The sequence below is a fragment of the Floridaenema aerugineum BLCC-F46 genome (genome assembly GCF_041929345.1).
In the GTDB taxonomy this organism is placed as follows: Bacteria; Cyanobacteriota; Cyanobacteriia; order Cyanobacteriales; family Aerosakkonemataceae; genus Floridanema; species Floridanema aerugineum.
In genome coordinates, this window is record NZ_JBHFNQ010000228.1 from 1 (window position 1) to 17,249 (window position 17,249).

Sequence of the window (17,249 nt, forward strand, 5' to 3'; positions counted from 1 at the left end):
CTAAAGGGGACGAGTAAAAGACTACAAGCAGTCCCAAACGCTCTGCGAGCAATGGGATAGAGGGTGTAGTAGTTCACCCAGTTAGGGTAACACCTACAAAATAAGACCTGAGATATTTGTCTATGGTTTTATGAACTATCAGTGATTACACTTTTCTGCATCTAGTTTATAGGCAGAAGCAGGGGAACAGGGGAGTTCTTCCCTACCCCCTACCCCCTACCCCCTAACCCCCAGTCCCCTTCTAAGTAGAAGAACTCAATTTAGCCGAGTCGGTAGTTGTTTCCTCAGTGGTGGATTCAGAAGTAGGGAAGTTGTGAGTTACTTCAAAGTTGGGTAAAGGCAGATGCTTCAATTCCCAAACTTTGAGCATAATGAGATATTCGTAAAAAGTTTGTAGGGTACACCAAGCAAATCCTGCCCTGCCATCGAGTATCCCTCCCAGGAAAAAATACATATAAATGAATCGGATTAAGGGTCGAAATGGTAAACGCAGAGATAAATCTTTGAGTGCCCTTCTTCTTTCTACTTCGCTTTGCCCAAAAAACAAATCTCGCCAGTTAACGTTACCTTGTTGTAGCTGACGGAGAGTTTCTTTTGCTTCGTCTGTGGAGTAACGGTTATGTTTTTCAATCCAGCGACTTAATCCTTTACTACAGGTGTAATGCGGGTAAGTTTCTTTGAGAAAACTGGTTGCGCCGTTGCAGACTTCTCGTTCTGTGTGTCCATAATCAGTGAACCAAACTTTGTCTTTGCGGAACAGACGCATTTGGTAACGGGGATATTGGGTGCTGCGGCGAATCCAGCTACCCATGAACATGACTCGTTCAGCTACGTAGTAACCGATGTATTCCTGACTTTGTGTTGCTTGGAGACATTCCTGAAATAGTTCGGGAGTCATGCGTTCATCAGCTTCTAGGATGTATACCCAGTCGTGTTTGGTGGGGATTGATTGCAGCATCCAGGTGCGCTGTTGTCCGTGACTTTCAAATTTATGCAGAAATGTTCGCACTGGGTAGCGATTGGCGATTTCTACAGTCCGATCGCTACTCAATGAATCTACTACAATCACATCGTCAGACAGCATTGCTGACTCAATGCAAGCGGCGATATCAATTTCTTCGTTATAGGTCAGGATGTAAATCGAGATCATGTATAACTTCCAATTAGGCGAAAAGATAAAGATTTTTTGGCTATGGGTTGAAAGCGGGACATTTTGGTTAAAGAAGGGAACTCCTGAACAGGGAACAAATATTTCTCTTACCTTATCCCTACTTGGGTTGCTAGCCGATTTTCGCTCTTTGCCTTAGAGTACCCTGACGATCGACTCTGACTATAATTTGCTCAAAGTCTTTTTCTAGCGCTTTGGTGGCTGACTTTTCCGGGGTGCTGATGGTAGGGACACTAAACCCCTTAATCCCGTTCCCGCTGTCATAAAAAAGCCTACTGCTAATAAAACACTGCTGATCCCGATTTGAACTTGAGATTTTAGTGCCGCAGTTTTAGCTTGACTTTCTAATTGTTGTTGGCGTTCCCGAATTTGGGTCAGAGTTTGGTTACTAAAGCTTTTCGCTTGTTGATTTAAGAACTCATCTAGTACTTGGGGATTTGCTTTGGACTGTTGAAGTATATCTCTGACTTCTTTGGGTACTTGTTGGTTGTTTACTGCTTGGTTGAATTTTTGGTCGTCTTTGAGTAATTCCCCAATTTGGTTTCTAATTAGGGTGCGTCGCTGTTCTACTTGGGTTTTAAAAGCATCACTATTTAATTGAGTTTCTGCTTGTTTGGCTTGTTCGGCTACTCGCTCGATCGCTGTGTTACTCTGAAGCCGTACATTGTTGACGTGCAAAGGCGCAATTAGCAAGTAAAGTAACCCTAAAATTCCTGAAAGTACCAATGCTACTAATTTGACAATTTGCCAAACTGGGCTACCTTTCCCAGATGCGTCAGCTACACTATCAATCCAAACGCCAGCAAACAGGAATGCCATCCCCACTAAAGGGATTATTCCCCTTTCTACTAGCTGGGTTGTCAGGTTGATTTGCCATCCGCGATCGGTAGGATTGAAGGGAATTAGTAGTGTGAATGAGTCTACTAAAAAAGACACTATACAGATTAGTCCAATCAACTTGAGAATTAAAGCCGCTGGTGGAGATAATGGACGGTTTGTACTTGCTTTCATGGCTGTTTTTACTAAAATCTCGCATCGTTTAGTTGAATACGATCGTTAACTATCTCTAGTCTGTCATGGGTTTTCTGGTACCCACAGCGTTCCGAGTTGTCTGAGTGCTTGATTTATCAAGCACAACAGACTTTTTTAAGCTTTACTTTTTTCCCGACGCTGGCTCAGACATTTAATAATGATTTAGGAGTTCCTCTGATTACTTCCATTTAATATGGATGAGTATCCCCATCCCCTGCAAATCATATTCTATTACCTAGAATGCCCTGTAATTTCCAGAAACTCACAATTTGTAAACCTTTTTTCGGGTGGTTCCCCCCCAAGTCATATCTGCCGATCTTATAGTCAGCTTTTAGTACCTGTTCAATCAGTGAATTCACTGTACAATTATTGGATGTTCCTTACAGGTTGATGGTAAAAATAATTTACGATCATCCTCTGCTGAGTAAACCCAAACAGTTGTTAGTCTTAAAATTAGAAAATTTAATCATGGACAAAGTAATCCGGGGACTTATTTTTGTTGTAGATGACAACATTGATACCGATCAAATCATTCCCGCTGAATATCTGACCTTAGTCCCCTCGAAGCCGGATGAATATGAAAAGCTCGGTAGTTATGCGATGATCGGATTACCCGATCGCTACGGCAAATTCATCCCCACTGGGGAAATGAAAACCCAATACCCAATTATAATTGCTGGAGAAAACTTCGGTTGTGGCTCTTCACGGGAACACGCTCCGATCGCACTAGGCGCATCCGGCGTACAAGCTGTCGTCGCCCAATCCTACGCCCGCATCTTTTTCCGCAACTGTTCCGCTACCGGAGAACTCTACCCCTGGGAATCTACAGAACGTTTATGCGATTCCTTCACCACTGGTCAAGAGGTCACCATTGACTTTGGCAACAATCAATTAATCAATCATACACTAGGAAAAACTTTCGACCTCAAATCACTAGGAGAAGTCGGCCCCGTAATTGATGCAGGCGGCATCTTCGCCTACGCTAGAAAAACAGGCATGATTTCTAGTAAAACTTGATTGTTACCCACTAGCGCCCGGACATGGTAACACGGAATATTCCTTCTCTGTTTCCTGTTTCCTGTTTCCTTAGCCGCTAAAATTTCAAATCGCTTAACAAGGCTTTACAATAAAATTTGACAAAACAACTCCTGGCATCAGAACTATCCTGACTATGCTACTCAAATCTACAACCCGCCATATCCGCATCTTTACTGCTGAAGTTGAAAACAACGAATTGGTTCCTAGTGAAAATGTATTAACTTTGGATATCGATCCAGATAACGAATTAAATTGGAACGAAGAATCCCTGCAAAAAGTTTATCGCAAATTTGATGAACTAGTTGAAGCTTATAACGGCGAAGATTTAACTGAATATAATCTCCGACGCATTGGTTCTGATTTAGAACATTTGGTTCGCGCCATGTTACAAAAAGGTGAGGTTAGTTATAATCTCAACAGCCGTGTAGTCAACTACAGCATGGGTTTACCCAGAGTGGATTCCCAGGGCGAATTAAAACCAGCTTAAATTAAAAAGGGGCAAGGGTAAAGGAATTAACCTGCACTTTACCCCTTACCAATTTGCCAATTTTTTAAGATTAAGTTAGCTATTTTTCGGCAAATCTTTCTGTTGTTGGATTAAACTTTTTAAAGCTAACTGACGATTGCTCATAAAGCGATGCCAAAATCCCGGAAACAAGTCATCCATAGTAGCAACTATAGCCCAAGTTTCTAAGTTCATTAATCGGGCTAAATATTCGCGAGAAGTTTTCAGATCGTTAAGTGTTTCTTGAATTTCACTAATGGGAGAAGTATGAATTGGCGCAATCTTTTCTCTTGGCGGATGATGCAATAAGTTTTCCCACATAGATAACACCCTGATGTTTAAGATGAGCTTCAACAGTGAGACTAAAGATAAATTTAAATAAAAAATACCTTTAGCTACAATACTGACAGCTTATGTTTGGAAAAAGAAGAATTCTCTTTCAATCTAAACCAACAATGGGGAAAACAAAAGCGGGGTGAAACCCCTACCTGAAATGATAGAATCGAAAATTAAAAATATTTAATCCCATGAGAGGACAAAAATCTATCAATCCCTGGAACTACAAACCTTGGTGGTGTCAGCCTTGGTCAATTCTACTGACGGGTATTATATTAATTAGTGGTAGTTGGTTCATTTGGCGATCGGTTTGGCTAACCGTAGTGATATCTCTGCCAATATTGGCTTGGATGGGTTTCTTTTTACTAGTTTGGCCGCAATTAATCAGAGAAAGTGGCATTCTGGAACAGTATCGAACACCAACATCAGACCAAAATGAGATTAACTGATTCAGACTCAAGCGCTAAAATGAGTCATGATCCGTTCTTTTGTTCCAATGGCGATCGGTATGAGAAAATGATATGGGAGATACTGCACAAATTATTTGCTCTAATTTAAACTGTCAGGCTCCCAACCCAGAGACTCACAGATTTTGCCAGCAATGTCGCACACATTTAGCAAAGCGTTATTTATGGGTAGTGGGAAAAGGAGTAGAGGCCCTAAAACCCGGAAAGTCGATCGGGGAACGTTTTTTGCTTAAAGAGGAACGAATTGTCTTAGATACTCAACCTGGGATACCTTTGCCTTATACAGAAGATATTGCTGATTGGATATTACCTTATCTGCGATTATTTCCCTATCAGCTGCACCTGCCTCAAGTGTATGGAAAACTACCACCAAATAAGAAAGGTAAGTATAAAGATATTTGGTTATTAGAAGAAGCTCCCATTCAGGTGATTCCCAATCAGAAGCTGTCCAAGTCACCTGTTTTAGTTTTATTACCAGAATTAACTAAAGTTTGGCAAGATGTTACGCCAATGCGTCAGTTAAATTGGTTGTGGCAGATTGCTCATTTGTGGCAACCTTTGTCGAGTGAAGGGGTAGCTGCTAGTTTATTAAATTCGGAGCTATTGCGGGTAGAAGGTCAAGTGGTGCGGTTGTTAGAATTACAGAATTCGCCTGCACAAGAACCTACTTTAAGGCAATTGGGACAGTTTTGGTGGCAATTAGTACCCAAAGCAAAACCAGAAATTGAGGAATTTCTGCAACAACTCTGTCAACAAATGATCGCCGAAGACTTGGTGAGTAGTGAGGAGTTGATTGGAGAATTAGACAAAATTTTACAGGTAGTGGGTCGATCGCAAACCTGCTCTTATCAAACTATTACCGTAACAGATACCGGGCCGACCAGACAACGTAACGAAGATGCTTGTTATCCTCCCCCATCGTCGCCGGGGGTAAAACAGGGGGAAAATAGTCACAGTCTATCCCCTACAGTAATTGTATGTGATGGGATTGGGGGACATGATGGGGGAAATGTGGCTTCTCAGTTAGCAATTGAAACTGTACAACAGTGGTTAGATAAGTTTCCCCAACGCTTAGATAGTAATCACTTTGAGTTAGTAAGACAATTAGAAAATTCGGTCTTAGAAGCTAACGATCGCATTAGTCAACGTAATGATAACGAAGGACGTTCCGAAAGGCAAAGAATGGGAACGACTATAGTCATGGCAAAAGGTTACGCATCTGAAGTTTATATTACCCATATTGGCGATAGTCGCGCTTACTGGATTACCCGCACAGGTTGCCATCAAGTTACCTTAGATGATGACATCGCATCACGAGAAGTGCGCTTAGGTTACTCACTATATCGGGAAAGTTTACAACAAGCAGGAACAGGAGCTTTAATTCAAGCATTGGGGATGAGTTCTTCTAATCATCTCCGTCCCACAGTGCAACGTTTTATTCTTGATGAAGATTGTATTTTTCTGCTTTGCTCAGATGGACTTAGCGATAACGATCGCGTAGAACAAAATTGGGATAAAGAAATTCTCCCCGTCTTGGAAAAGAAAGTCAATTTATCCACAGCCGCCGCTAAACTAATTCAAATTGCTAATACTCAAAACGGTCATGATAATGTTACCGTCGGTTTAGTTTACTACCAAGTGAAACAAAATTCGCCACAGCAAACACAGCAAAAAGCGAACACAGAACAGGGAATAGCAGTTAATTCCCCTTTGGGAAAACTACCTGAAAGTAATCAATTCTCACAACTTAAAACCCGTTTATTAGTAGTCAAAAATAACCCACCTAGCTTATTCCCACTTTTAGCCGGAGTCACTTTTTTATTAGGTTTAGGTGGATTACTAGCTTACCTTTGGGTTCCAGCAATAGGTTATCGAGTAGATAGCTTTGTAAGTAAAATTAAACAGCAACAACAACCAACTCCAACCATTACTCCTACCCCAACCAATAACCCAAAACCTGCTGCTTCTTTGAGTCCAGGAACTTTGATCCAAGTTACAATTCCCCCATCTCCAACCAACCAAAATCAGAAAACCCTATTGCTACGTCAAAGTTCCCAACCTCCCCAAAATCAATCAATAATAGGCAGCATTCCTGATGGTAGTATTTTAGAGATTGAACGCAAAGACGAAAGGCAGCAAGAACGCTGGCTGTTAGTAAAAGTTTGCTCCACCCCCCTAGAACCAAAAAGTAATAATCCCAAACAACAACCTCCTCAAGCAGTTCCCTCGACATTTCGGGTAATTAAACCCGGAGAACGAGGTTGGATTAAAGAAAGTGAGAGTCAACCATATATTCAAGAATATTCTCCTTCCGAATCGCCAGCATCGTCCGGGTGTTATTCTTCCGCTCGAGATTAGCAAAACCAAACTTTTGTCACCCCAATAGCATCAGAAATAGTTAAAGAATCGATAAACTGATAATTGAAAGCTTTCAATCGCTTCCAAATAGGTCAAATATTCAAGAGTTCTGAATGTTGCCAACTAAAAGCCTTTGCCTCAACATCTCTATTGACCGACTGCATCAAGTACCTGGTAAGGCAGATCACTTCGCCGTTTGGGTTTGGAATGCACCCTATCCGGGTGGGCACGTCCATCATGACTGCATTTTGCCGGAATCCTTAGCAGAAACCTGGATGATTTGGCAGGATATGTTCTCCCCTTTTAGCTGTGTCCAGCCTTCTAAAATTCCCGCGCACCAGAGAGCGATCGCCCCTACTGTAGTAGTATCACCAGCTAATTCCGGTAAATCAGGTGCTACCTACAGCGGACATCTGATGCAACAGCTGGGAATTGACCTGTGGAAATGGTTGTTTGATGGGCCAATTCAAAACTGTTTGGAACGTAGTCAGGGAATCGCTATTGGTATTGGGCCAACTCAACCGCTGCGCTTACGTTTAGAAGTTCGCGATCCAGATTTAATCCTCATGCCTTGGGAAATTATGCAACCCCAAGTTGGCAAGCAGGCAATTTCTTTAAGTCAACAGTTATTATTCAGTCGTACTAGCAGCGATGTTGCACCTTTACCCCCGCTAAGAACTGAGCAAACTTTAAATATTCTTTTAGTTTTAGGAGAAGAATCTACTGGGCAAAATTCCAATGGTGGCAGTTTAAAGTTGGAACAGGAAGCTAAGTTACTGGCATCAGTTTTAGAAGATAGCGTCCTGAATAATACTAAGGCTGTGGGAACCTTTGTTCCTTGTCAGGTAGACACGCTGATCGTGCCTACTGCTGCTGAGTTAATTTCCACCTTGGAAAACGGAATGTATAATGTGCTGTTTTATGCCGGACATGGCGCAGCCGCACCAAATGGTGGTTTGTTGTATCTGCGTCCCGGTGTGACAATGAACGGTACGGAACTGGCGCAGGTGTTAACTAGATGCAAAGTCACCTTAGCGGTGTTTAATTCTTGTTGGGGGGCGCAATCAGCTAGAATTAATTATCAAGCAATTGGGCGCAGTAGTTTAGCTGAGGTGTTGATTCATCATGGTGTACCCGCTGTGCTGGCGATGCGAGATGCGATCGCAGACCAAGAAGCTATTAGTTTTATTGAAGCACTTGCCCGTGCTTTAGCAGAAAGAAAACCAATCGACCAAGCAGTAGCTATTGCTAGACAGCAGCTATTAACTCTTTATAAGTTTAATCAGCCAGCTTGGACTTTGCCTGTGTTGTACATCCATCCAGAATTTGATGGTCAACTACTAGAAGTCATCCCCGATATTACCGAATTACCTCCAGATTCGCCCACTTCTGTCGGTCGTCCTCATTTAAAAGCTTATCTCCGTCCAGTGGGTTTTACAGCCAATGTATACAATATCAACAGCGGCTTACTCCGCATTGGACGCGCTCAGAAAAATGACTTGGTAATTTTGGAAAAGTGGGTTTCCCAAACTCACGCAGAAATTATCTGCCGATGTACTAGTTTAAATGCTAATGGTGGTGGAGTAAATTACTTTTTGCGGGATTTCTCCCGGTTTGGTACTCTAGTTTCTGGCCCTGATGGTGTACATAAAGTCCATCATGAGCAAGTTTCTCTCCAATCAGGAATGGAACTAAAATTTGGCAGTTCCAAAGGTCAGAGTTGGGAGTTCGTGATTGGCAATTAGAATTGGGAACCGGAATAAGTTAGTCCACCGAAAAGATTCGGTGTATTATTAATGCTTTACCTCTTCTACTTGTGGGATGATTCTTTAAGGAAAACATGGGCGGAAATCTTATCTTCAGCTACTCCCAAAATCAAATTCGGGTTAGATTGTGAAAAAGTAGAAAGTTACGGAACTGGTGGGAGTGCTGATGTAGTCTAACTACGGACAGCGTTAGTTAAAAATAAGACTCAGGAGCTAAAATCATGACCAGTCAAATTAGGAGTTCAGGATGTTTCCCTTCTTTCCATTCGCAAGCTGAACAAGAGTTATTGCAGGTGTTGCTGCAAGATGAAGAAGAGTCTGTTTATTATTGGAATCCCACCCAAAGAGATTCAGATGCTTATTTTGCTCAGTTAGAAAAGACATTCCATTTAGATGATTGGATAGAAGAAGTAGAACAAAAGGCGCAAACTTTCTTTAATCAACTTGACGGAATTTGGGCTATAGATGTTCCCAGGATAGCAGCAGAAGATATTTTTTCTCTTTTGCGGCAAAAGTTTGCCACTCGTGTACCAAGTGCTTGGTTAGAAGCTATTTCTCATAAGGCTTATGGGTTGAAGTTTGGAGAAGACCGGGTTTATAATCAAATTAATTTGGCAGATCGGTTGGTACGTTGCGTGCAAGAATTGTTACCTAACTGGCATGAGGGAGATTTATATTTATTTTCTCGTCCTTTAGCTTTTGCCATGCGGGGAACTGAAACAGCAGCTATTGATTCAATGCTGGCGACGGTGAGGGAATTACCTTTTTCTGAGTTATCGGATATGGAACAAGCACGCTTAGGATTAGCGATCGCTCGTTATGCTTTAGCAGAATTAGATCGGGAATAATTAAATCGAAAGCTTTAGCTATTTACTTTTGTCAGCCTTAACTAAGTAGTGAAAGTTTGCTCCTTACCTTTTATTTATAGATTGCTAAAATTGAGAGTTTGTTGCTGTCAAAATAGCTGTCAAATACTCAAGTCACTACTTAATAAAATTCAGAAAAATTAGGAGTGAGGAGAGAATGTAGAGTCAAACTCTCTCCGGCACTCCTATTAATCTGATTGAGTTATTATTGATTAGCTTGGGCACTACGAACAGCAGCGAAGAAGAATAATCCTCCCAGTGGCAAACTAATGGCGAGAATAATTCCAGTAGTCAGGTTGCCTAGATCTGGATTTCCTGACGATAGCTCAAAGATGGAGCCTACAGCGGCGATCGCAGATACACAAGAAGCCATCAAAAACAAACCACTTTTGGGAGTCATTGTACCCACAATTATTTCTCCTTATCCTATTGGCTTAACAGCTTGAGTGGAAAAGCCGTATTTTTTCAGTTCTTGGTTTAAAGCTAAACCATTTTCTACACGGTCTACAAACAAAACGCCATTCAAATGATCCATTTCATGTTGAATAGCGCGTGCTAATAAGCCATTAGCTGAGATTGTGCGCGGACGACCATATTCGTCTTTGAAAGTAACTTCGATCGCTTCTGGTCGTTTCACATCTAAATATACTTTAGGAATGCTCAAACAACCTTCCTGAGCTACACAAATTTCCCGACTAGCAGCTTTGATCGTGGGATTAATCAACACCAAAGGCTGATTAGCGGGATTATCAGGCTCACAGTCAATCACGATCAGTTGCTTATTAACGGCTACTTGGGGTGCTGCCAAACCGATGCCCTCAGCACTATACATAGTTTGCAGCATTTCCCGCACTAGTTGACGAATTTCGGCATCTACTTTGGAGATGCGCTTTGCAGGTTGGCGCAAAACGCGATCGCCCAAAGTATGAATTTCCAAAGGCGGTTTATCTAACTTTTTCTTTTCGACTAAAACCTCAGATGTCATGGAAGCTTACGGCGAGTAGGACTAAATTCACAGAGTGACTTTCCTTCATTTTATCAAGCCATTCCCAGCTTAGAAGGGAGCGCTAGAGAATGGCTCAAAGAGGACACTACCAGCACCAGGCCCGGAAATAGCACTTGGCCCTGTACCTCCGACAACTGGCCCGGAAGGGTTATCCCACCAGTTATTTTTGGCATCGATCGTCCCAGTACCACCATGATATAAACCAGCATTCTGATTAGCGATAAAGTTGTTTCTATTGATCGTAATCGTACCAGTAATGTTGGTTCCGTTTTCGATCGCTATACCGTTAAACGATTTGGTGATGATATTACCGAATACATCTGCTGTTTGGATTGCTGTACCGCCAAAACCAGAAGCCCTTAACCGGATACCGCCTCTATCTATAGTGTTGTTGAGATTGGTATTGGTGATGTCATTGTTGGCGATCGTTGCACTACCACCAGCCAATTGAATACCCTGCTGGTTAGTATTAGTAACTCTATTGGAGATTATTTTACTTCCCGCATTGGGAGTATCAGCAATAATTCCTGGCCCTGTGAGGTTAGCAACCAAGTTATTCGTAATAGTAGCAGTACCAACCCTAAATGCTTGAACACCACTGGTGAGGCTGCCACCAGAAGTAGTAACATCGCGGATTAAGTTGTCTATGACTCTGGCTGAGGAACCAGCTGCATTTAAAAAGTCCAAGAAGACCACGCCACCCGTAGCAGGTCCTGCTCCTGTGAACTCATTTTGCTGAATGATGATATTGTTATTGGCAACACTGCTTTGATAACGAATGGCATTGTCGCCCTTCATTTCAATTCTTAACCCTTCAATTGTGACATTCTTACCGGGGTTAATGGTAAAAACTGGACTTCCAGTGGGAGCGCTCACAATAGCTGGGTTAGCGGTTAAACCAGTAGTAGGACTTAAACCTGCGTTTGGCCCCCGTATTGTCAGGGATTGGTTAATCACAACTGTGCCTGTTTCATTGTAAGTTCCAGGTTGTACCACAATGATGTCATTCTCGGTAGCACCATTCACCGCCTCTGTAATAGTGTTGAAAGCACCTTCAAAGGTTCTGTTCTGGTCGAATCGACGGACTGGCTGAGTAACACCAGCTGGAGTATCTAGTGGATCATTGTCTACAATACTTACAGAGGCACTACTTTGCGAGCCTACAAAATAATTAGCGTCTTGGGCTATTGATACAACAATTGTCTCTGTTGGTTCAGGAATTGCATCATCTACAGGAGTAACTGTAATTAAACCAGAGACGCTTTGTCCTGCGGGAATGGTGATTGTATCACTCAAAGTTGAATTGTAATCAACACCAGGAGTAGCTGTACCTGTTACGGTGTACTTGATTTTTAATTCTTGGGTATTGTCACCTCCGGCGCGTGAGAACTGAAATGTACCTGCTTTGGTACCATTCTCAAAAGCAGTGGGATCGGGGGCAGTGACAAAAACCAGGGGTTTATTTGCAACTTGCACAGCATCATATATTGTGACTGTGGCACTTTGAGGCGTTCCTGATACAAAGCCAGTACCTTTAGCATTTAAAGTGACTGTAACTGTTTCTGGCGTTTCGGTTACAGTATCTGACTTCGGAATAATGGAAATGGTTGCTTTGTTGGAACCTTTAGGAATAGTTACTACACCTTTCAAAGTTTCATAGTCCACATCTGGAGTAGCTGCTCCAGTACCAGTTGTGACGGTGTAGGTAATTGGTAGATCGCTATCAGCTGCACAGGGGATAAAGACTGTCAATTCGCCGTTGTCTTGCAGAACACCGTTAGGTGTGGTTATTGGTTCGATCGCAGTACCATCAGTAGGTACAATAAATGGTCTGGCTGGGCCGATTTTACCAGTGTTGTCAATAAACGAGGTGCCGTCAATACTGTTGAGGTTGACATTCTTGATGATGGCTAAAAACTCACCTGCACCATCACCTTTAAAGGTATTGGAAATCGAAACAATGGTGTTATCTGCATTTGCCCCAGTTCCTTGTGTCAGAACTATATCGTCGAAACTTAGCCCTTCTGTGAGCAAAATTTTATCTATACAGCGATCCCAGTCAGTAATCACATCGGCATCTGCAATAGTCAGACCACCTGTGGTTTTATTTGTGGAATCACCAGTTAAACCAATGACAAAGATATCTTGAGTCCCTGGATCGCCACCATTCCCTGTGAGGGTATCTGCGCCGATGTCACCGTAAAGAATGTCTGAACCTTTGTCACCAAATAGTAAGTCGTTACCCTTGCCTCCGCTTACTTGGTCATTACCTTGTCCACCATAAACGGTATCATTGCCCTCATTACCATTGAGAGTATCGTTGCCTTCATTACCATTAAGAAGATCTTCCCCTGCGCCACCAAACAAACTATCATCGCCTAAGTTACCAAAGACTGTATCGTTGCCTTTGTCACCGTAGAGTAAGTCGTCGTCTTCGCCACCTAAGATCCTGTCATCGCCTTGACCACCAAAAATGGTGTCTTTGTCTTGATTACCGTAGAGTAAGTCGGCATCTTCACCACCAAAAATGCTGTCCCGACCTAAGTTACCAAAGATGGTGTCTTTGCCTTTGTCACCAGAGAGGAAGTCGTTGTCTTTGCCACCAAAAATGCTGTCATTACCTTGACCACCAAAAACGGTATCGTTGCCGTCATTCCCACTCAGGAAATCATCTCCCTCGTTACCGTTGATGAAGTCATCGTCCTCACCACCATAGAGGGTGTCGTTCCCCAAGTTACCAATAATACTGTCCAGCCCGGGGTCGCCAACTAATAGGTCATTACCTTGACCACCATATATTAAGTCGTTGTCTTCACTACCAAAGATGGTATCTGCATCCTCGTTGCCATAGATGACATCATTTCCTGGGTTGCCATCTAGGAAATCAAATCCTGACCCACCAAAGATTGTGTCATTATCTAAGTCCCCGGAAACAGTATCATTTCCTAAGTCTCCATACAATAGGTCGTTGCCTTTACCTCCTCGAACTTGGTCATTGCCTGTACCACCATATACAGAGTCGTTTTCTTCGTTGCCGTTTAATACATCGTTGTTTTGGTTGCCGTAAATTAAATCGTTGCCTAACCCACCAAAGATGAAATCTTGACCCTCACTGCCATAGAGGGAGTCTCCTGCTTCTAATCCTAGTTCGGTGTCATTACCTGCTAACCCAATTATCAGGTCGGCATCTTTTGTGCCTACTAGAAAGTCGTTACCTGGGGTACCGATGATAGTCGCCATTGTCTATATCTCCTCACTACCTAATCCATATAATCTAACGATTTAGGTCTAAAAAGAGTCATTATTCCCATTTATTTCCACAACGATCGTTTTTTTGTGTTGGTTTAATTGTTTTCAGATCGATGACTGATGCACTTTTCTTTAACTTTATGTATGGGAGCTTACAGCGCCAGAACTCTGGGTGTTTTGGTCATAAGTTTAACTCTACCTTTCTTTATAGCAAGCTAATTTTGCTACATTCTTTTACTGATTAAATTACTTTAACCAATAGATGTTTTCTGGGTTTAATTGAGTTGTAGTGTAAATAAAAGCACAAGTGTTATTCTGTTGTATTTGCTCGCTCCGACCCAGGTAAAATATTAACCCTGTAATAGATGCTTTCTTCTAACTTTAGCGAGGTAAAATTGAGCGATCGCACAGCCTACCGTTAGGTATATCGCCCACCCAACTCAGACTAAATTCAATTAATATTTTACTCAAACTATACCTGATTTTGCCAATACTTTAATTACAAAAATTAGTAGATTTTTTTTAAAGTTTTACTGGAAAGCAAACAATCATAAAAGATATTACTTATTACTCTAGCCAAAAGTTACTTAATATGATATAAAAAATAATAATTTATAATAGACCTATATTTTGTTAAACAAAATGAAGTCTCAGTGGGAATGTTTATTAAGAAATTTGGGAGAATGGCGAGGTTCTTTTACTCGAGTTTCGCCAAGTGGGGAATTAGTAGGGGATACTCCTACGGTAGTTTCTTTGGAAGGGTTAAATAATAATCAAACTATTCGCCAAAAAATTCGGCGATTTTCACCTACTGGAGATGTATCAGAAAAGGTTTTAGAATACAGTTCTTTGGGGCGAGGGGTTCTATTTTTTGAAAATGGGGCTTTTTCTTTTGGCTCAATACAAATCGCCCCTTTTTCCGAGTTTGGGGCGGAGTTGGGATTGATAGATGAGGAACGGGAAAGGCGTTTGCGCTTAGTACAATTGTTTAATAAGAATAGTGAGTTAGAAGAAATTACCTTAATTCGGGAAATTTTAGCTGGTACTCAACCTCAAGAAATTCCTGATTTAACAGTGGAACAATTGTGGGGAGAATGGGTAGGTGAAGCAGTAACAATATATCCTGATTGGCGATCGCCTGATACCTATCCCACTAGGTTAAAAATCAATTGTAATCAATCGGGGGAATTAGTTCAACAGCTAAATTTTGCTAATCGCACTATTGAGTCAGTCGCTAGGGTTGAAGGTTCAATTCTCTATTTTGAACAAGGCACCCAAAAAGTACAAGTTTTATTATTACCTAATGGTGCTTCTGCTACTTGCCCAACTAAAATTAAATTTGGACAAAGCTTTTTTTTAGAAGTGGGTTGGTTACATTCTCCTAACGAAAGACAAAGATTAATTCGTACCTATAATGAAAAAGGGGAATGGGTGAGTTTGACTTTAGTAACAGAAACTAGATCCCCGACTCCTTGAAGAAGTCGGGGATCTAGGAGATTAAATGAAAGATCCCCGATATTTGAGGGCTTTTCTAAGTAAGCTTTGATACTCCTTATCTGTAACTATGAATGCGCCAAAACGTTCTAAGTGGGGGTTATTCATTTGAGCATCAAAAAACACAAATTGACGCGATCGCAAATGTTCCACTAATTTTACCATTGCCACCTTTGAGCCTTCAGGAATTCGGTAAAACATTGACTCGCCAATAAAAGCGCCACCAATGACAATTCCTAAAATTCCTCCAGCTAATTGATCCCCTTGCCAAGTTTCAAAGCTATAAGCCCAACCAGCGTGGTAAAGTGCTTTATATATCTGCTTTAATTCAGGAGAAATCCAAGTAGTTTCTCGGTTGGCACAACCTTCCACTACAGCAGGAAAATCTCGATTTATGGCAACTTGAAACCGTTCTTGATTGATCGTCCGACGTAGAGATTTGGGGTAACGAAAGCGATCGTCAAGCGGGATCAACGCACGTTTCTGGCTAGAGTACCAGTTTAAAATACCTGTTTCCTCTGCCATTAAAAAGTAACCTTGGGCGTACCCCTCTATAATTCCTCTAATTTCCACTTGCATGGATTAGTTAGTCACTCAAGTTGCTAGTTAGGACTTTATCCGTTTTTAATTTCTAAATTGATCTGATATCAAAACCTAACAATTTATGAGAAATCAATCTTCCTCTTACCGTATCAATAATTTGTAGCCAACTTAAATTATATTGCTTTTCCCTCGTCCTGGCAAAGGATTTTATGACCTAGACACTTTAAAACAGTGGTTATCTAATTCTACTAACAAAGATGGCTATCATATAGTAGAGGTATCCAGTGTTATTTGTTGATGCTTTGGTTTTAGGTCAAGACTGTGATAGTATTTGTCAAAATGCTGCTATCCAGTTGTAGCACGGAATTCAGCTACAGTTGGCAACGGTTTATCCCCTCCTGAGAAAGGTAAGGTTCTCACCCTCCCACACTATTTCCGAGCGAAAATGGCTCAACCAATTCCACCGATTACACTACCATCCGCACAAAACCCTCAACAAGAGGCAGAGTGGTTACGCACGAATTTGCACAGATGGCTCGATCGAGAATTTATCCCAGAAGCAGTCAATCAGCAAATTGCCAATCGCGCCGCGCAAATTTATGCGCGACAACGTATGGAAGGGGAAAATGACTTAGGATCTCTGGTAATTGCCATTGTCACCGAGATGCAGGCGTTTGACTTTTCCCAAAGTTTTTATAGTGAATTTGCGATCGCCAACGCTGTGAGCGACATCCTTTTAGATAGTTTAGGGATCGATCGCTGTTGTGGACAATGATCGTGATAGTTTTGAGTTTTGAGTTTTGAGTTTTAAGTTTTTAATTCACTATTAGCTCATCACTCACAACTCATCACTTTTCACTTCTACCAGCTAGACTTAACAACCCCAGGTAGTAAACCTTGGTGAGCCCATTCCCGGAGTACGTGGCGAGACAAACCAAAATCACGGTAATATCCTCTAGGGCGACCAGTCACCCAGCAACGATTCCGCAACCGAGTACGACAGCTATTTCGAGGTAATTGTTGAATTTGACGGTGAATGGCAAACTTTTCTTGTTGAGTAGTCGCACTAGCAAACTGATCTAGTAACTCTTCCCGCTTTTCGGCGTACTTTTCCACTAACTTGTGGCGCTTTTTCTCGCGCTCAATCATGCTCTTTTTAGCCATGAAAAACTTTTGTTCCTTGTAGAACGATTAAGACAGCATTTTCTATCTTAGCTTTTTTGGGCATTTTTTTAACAAGGAGTAGGGAAAGTGGTTTAAACTGCTTAACTGTGGTGTAGAGTTGGTGCAATGGGGTGGAGGCTCAATAATTGTAGCTAACGCCGAAACCCTTTCCCCGCAAGAAGAATTGACTCAGGATCTTCTGTCTATAATCCATTGCTTTAGTTCTCGCCTTTATGGGTTGCGTAAATACAAAGCCA

Annotated in this window: 17 protein-coding genes and 1 pseudogene; 10 read left to right on the plus strand and 8 right to left on the minus strand. The window is 41.7% G+C overall.

Going from position 1 to position 17,249, the window contains the following annotated elements; all coding sequences use genetic code 11:
• Nucleotides 1-241: 241 nt before the first annotated feature.
• Both ACE1CC_RS32025 and hpsJ-B read right to left on the minus strand, forming a co-directional pair.
• Entirely contained in the window at nt 242-1,150 is a 909-nt protein-coding gene (locus ACE1CC_RS32025) for a glycosyltransferase family 2 protein (protein WP_413274488.1), read from the minus strand.
• 204 nt (nt 1,151-1,354) lie between these two features.
• Nucleotides 1,355-2,179, minus strand: coding sequence for a hormogonium polysaccharide biosynthesis protein HpsJ (hpsJ-B, locus tag ACE1CC_RS32030; protein WP_413274489.1), 825 nt, complete (start codon nt 2,177-2,179; stop codon nt 1,355-1,357).
• 489 nt (nt 2,180-2,668) lie between these two features.
• Here hpsJ-B and ACE1CC_RS32035 point away from each other — a divergent pair, with 489 nt between their 5' ends.
• Both ACE1CC_RS32035 and ndhM read left to right on the plus strand, forming a co-directional pair.
• Nucleotides 2,669-3,217, plus strand: coding sequence for a LeuD/DmdB family oxidoreductase small subunit (locus tag ACE1CC_RS32035; protein ID WP_459563944.1), 549 nt, complete (start codon nt 2,669-2,671; stop codon nt 3,215-3,217).
• A 154-nt stretch (nt 3,218-3,371) separates the two neighbouring features.
• Nucleotides 3,372-3,725 (plus strand): NAD(P)H-quinone oxidoreductase subunit M, encoded by a 354-nt coding sequence (ndhM, locus tag ACE1CC_RS32040; protein WP_413274491.1) that lies wholly within the window; start codon nt 3,372-3,374, stop codon nt 3,723-3,725.
• Nucleotides 3,726-3,800: 75 nt separating this feature from the next.
• On the opposite strand, the gene ACE1CC_RS32045 is transcribed toward ndhM, so the two are convergent.
• Nucleotides 3,801-4,064 carry a hypothetical protein gene (locus tag ACE1CC_RS32045; protein WP_413274492.1) on the minus strand — a complete coding sequence of 88 codons (264 nt, stop codon included), beginning with the start codon at nt 4,062-4,064 and terminating at the stop codon, nt 3,801-3,803.
• A gap of 206 nt (nt 4,065-4,270) precedes the next feature.
• On the opposite strand from ACE1CC_RS32045, the gene ACE1CC_RS32050 reads away from it, so the two are divergent.
• The 5 genes from ACE1CC_RS32050 to ACE1CC_RS32070 all read left to right on the plus strand — a co-directional run bounded on the left by ACE1CC_RS32050 (nt 4,271) and on the right by ACE1CC_RS32070 (nt 9,518).
• Nucleotides 4,271-4,528, plus strand: coding sequence for a DUF6737 family protein (locus ACE1CC_RS32050; protein WP_413274493.1), 258 nt, complete (start codon nt 4,271-4,273; stop codon nt 4,526-4,528).
• A 72-nt stretch (nt 4,529-4,600) separates the two neighbouring features.
• Nucleotides 4,601-6,904 carry a protein phosphatase 2C domain-containing protein gene (locus ACE1CC_RS32055; protein ID WP_413274494.1) on the plus strand — a complete coding sequence of 768 codons (2,304 nt, stop codon included), beginning with the start codon at nt 4,601-4,603 and terminating at the stop codon, nt 6,902-6,904.
• Nucleotides 6,905-7,017: 113 nt separating this feature from the next.
• Complete coding sequence (locus tag ACE1CC_RS32060; RefSeq protein ID WP_413274495.1) at nt 7,018-8,649, plus strand: CHAT domain-containing protein; 1,632 nt, start codon at nt 7,018-7,020, stop codon at nt 8,647-8,649.
• 51 nt (nt 8,650-8,700) lie between these two features.
• Complete coding sequence (locus tag ACE1CC_RS32065) at nt 8,701-8,847, plus strand: hypothetical protein (RefSeq protein WP_413274496.1); 147 nt, start codon at nt 8,701-8,703, stop codon at nt 8,845-8,847.
• Between the two features lie 44 nt (nt 8,848-8,891).
• Nucleotides 8,892-9,518, plus strand: a complete 627-nt coding sequence (locus ACE1CC_RS32070) for a hypothetical protein (protein WP_413274497.1) — start codon at nt 8,892-8,894, stop codon at nt 9,516-9,518.
• A gap of 223 nt (nt 9,519-9,741) precedes the next feature.
• Here ACE1CC_RS32070 and ACE1CC_RS32075 read toward each other — a convergent pair whose 3' ends face one another.
• From ACE1CC_RS32075 to ACE1CC_RS32085, 3 genes are all read right to left on the minus strand, one after another.
• Nucleotides 9,742-9,936 (minus strand): hypothetical protein, encoded by a 195-nt coding sequence (locus tag ACE1CC_RS32075; RefSeq protein WP_193980640.1) that lies wholly within the window; start codon nt 9,934-9,936, stop codon nt 9,742-9,744.
• Nucleotides 9,937-9,957: 21 nt separating this feature from the next.
• Complete coding sequence (def, locus tag ACE1CC_RS32080; RefSeq protein ID WP_413274498.1) at nt 9,958-10,521, minus strand: peptide deformylase; 564 nt, start codon at nt 10,519-10,521, stop codon at nt 9,958-9,960.
• A 69-nt stretch (nt 10,522-10,590) separates the two neighbouring features.
• Nucleotides 10,591-13,782 carry a Calx-beta domain-containing protein gene (locus ACE1CC_RS32085; RefSeq protein ID WP_413274499.1) on the minus strand — a complete coding sequence of 1,064 codons (3,192 nt, stop codon included), beginning with the start codon at nt 13,780-13,782 and terminating at the stop codon, nt 10,591-10,593.
• A gap of 651 nt (nt 13,783-14,433) precedes the next feature.
• Here ACE1CC_RS32085 and ACE1CC_RS32090 point away from each other — a divergent pair.
• Nucleotides 14,434-15,267 carry a DUF3598 family protein gene (locus ACE1CC_RS32090; protein WP_413274500.1) on the plus strand — a complete coding sequence of 278 codons (834 nt, stop codon included), beginning with the start codon at nt 14,434-14,436 and terminating at the stop codon, nt 15,265-15,267.
• A gap of 21 nt (nt 15,268-15,288) precedes the next feature.
• Here the strand turns inward: ACE1CC_RS32090 and aat are convergent, their stop codons facing one another.
• Nucleotides 15,289-15,864 (minus strand): leucyl/phenylalanyl-tRNA--protein transferase, encoded by a 576-nt coding sequence (aat, locus tag ACE1CC_RS32095; protein WP_413274501.1) that lies wholly within the window; start codon nt 15,862-15,864, stop codon nt 15,289-15,291.
• Nucleotides 15,865-16,273: 409 nt separating this feature from the next.
• Here aat and ACE1CC_RS32100 point away from each other — a divergent pair, with 409 nt between their 5' ends.
• Nucleotides 16,274-16,603 carry a hypothetical protein gene (locus ACE1CC_RS32100; RefSeq protein WP_413274502.1) on the plus strand — a complete coding sequence of 110 codons (330 nt, stop codon included), beginning with the start codon at nt 16,274-16,276 and terminating at the stop codon, nt 16,601-16,603.
• A gap of 86 nt (nt 16,604-16,689) precedes the next feature.
• Here ACE1CC_RS32100 and rpsN read toward each other — a convergent pair whose 3' ends face one another.
• A complete protein-coding gene (gene rpsN / locus ACE1CC_RS32105; protein ID WP_413274503.1) occupies nt 16,690-16,992 on the minus strand; it encodes a 30S ribosomal protein S14 in 303 nt (100 codons plus the stop codon).
• A 139-nt stretch (nt 16,993-17,131) separates the two neighbouring features.
• Here rpsN and ACE1CC_RS32110 point away from each other — a divergent pair.
• Nucleotides 17,132-17,249 (plus strand): annotated as a pseudogene (locus tag ACE1CC_RS32110) (IS607 family transposase); the annotation flags it as partial.

Coding starts and splice junctions, on each gene's coding strand:
- ACE1CC_RS32090 (WP_413274500.1), top strand. CDS start 14,434: ATGAAGTCTCAGTGGGAATGTTTATTAAGAAATTTGGGAGAATGGCGA.
- aat (WP_413274501.1), bottom strand. CDS start 15,864: ATGCAAGTGGAAATTAGAGGAATTATAGAGGGGTACGCCCAAGGTTAC.
- ACE1CC_RS32055 (WP_413274494.1), top strand. CDS start 4,601: ATGGGAGATACTGCACAAATTATTTGCTCTAATTTAAACTGTCAGGCT.
- ACE1CC_RS32045 (WP_413274492.1), bottom strand. CDS start 4,064: ATGTGGGAAAACTTATTGCATCATCCGCCAAGAGAAAAGATTGCGCCA.
- def (WP_413274498.1), bottom strand. CDS start 10,521: ATGACATCTGAGGTTTTAGTCGAAAAGAAAAAGTTAGATAAACCGCCT.
- ACE1CC_RS32050 (WP_413274493.1), top strand. CDS start 4,271: ATGAGAGGACAAAAATCTATCAATCCCTGGAACTACAAACCTTGGTGG.
- ACE1CC_RS32075 (WP_193980640.1), bottom strand. CDS start 9,936: ATGACTCCCAAAAGTGGTTTGTTTTTGATGGCTTCTTGTGTATCTGCG.
- rpsN (WP_413274503.1), bottom strand. CDS start 16,992: ATGGCTAAAAAGAGCATGATTGAGCGCGAGAAAAAGCGCCACAAGTTA.
- ACE1CC_RS32060 (WP_413274495.1), top strand. CDS start 7,018: ATGTTGCCAACTAAAAGCCTTTGCCTCAACATCTCTATTGACCGACTG.
- hpsJ-B (WP_413274489.1), bottom strand. CDS start 2,179: ATGAAAGCAAGTACAAACCGTCCATTATCTCCACCAGCGGCTTTAATT.
- ACE1CC_RS32065 (WP_413274496.1), top strand. CDS start 8,701: ATGCTTTACCTCTTCTACTTGTGGGATGATTCTTTAAGGAAAACATGG.
- ACE1CC_RS32100 (WP_413274502.1), top strand. CDS start 16,274: ATGGCTCAACCAATTCCACCGATTACACTACCATCCGCACAAAACCCT.
- ACE1CC_RS32025 (WP_413274488.1), bottom strand. CDS start 1,150: ATGATCTCGATTTACATCCTGACCTATAACGAAGAAATTGATATCGCC.
- ndhM (WP_413274491.1), top strand. CDS start 3,372: ATGCTACTCAAATCTACAACCCGCCATATCCGCATCTTTACTGCTGAA.
- ACE1CC_RS32070 (WP_413274497.1), top strand. CDS start 8,892: ATGACCAGTCAAATTAGGAGTTCAGGATGTTTCCCTTCTTTCCATTCG.
- ACE1CC_RS32035 (WP_459563944.1), top strand. CDS start 2,669: ATGGACAAAGTAATCCGGGGACTTATTTTTGTTGTAGATGACAACATT.
- ACE1CC_RS32085 (WP_413274499.1), bottom strand. CDS start 13,782: ATGGCGACTATCATCGGTACCCCAGGTAACGACTTTCTAGTAGGCACA.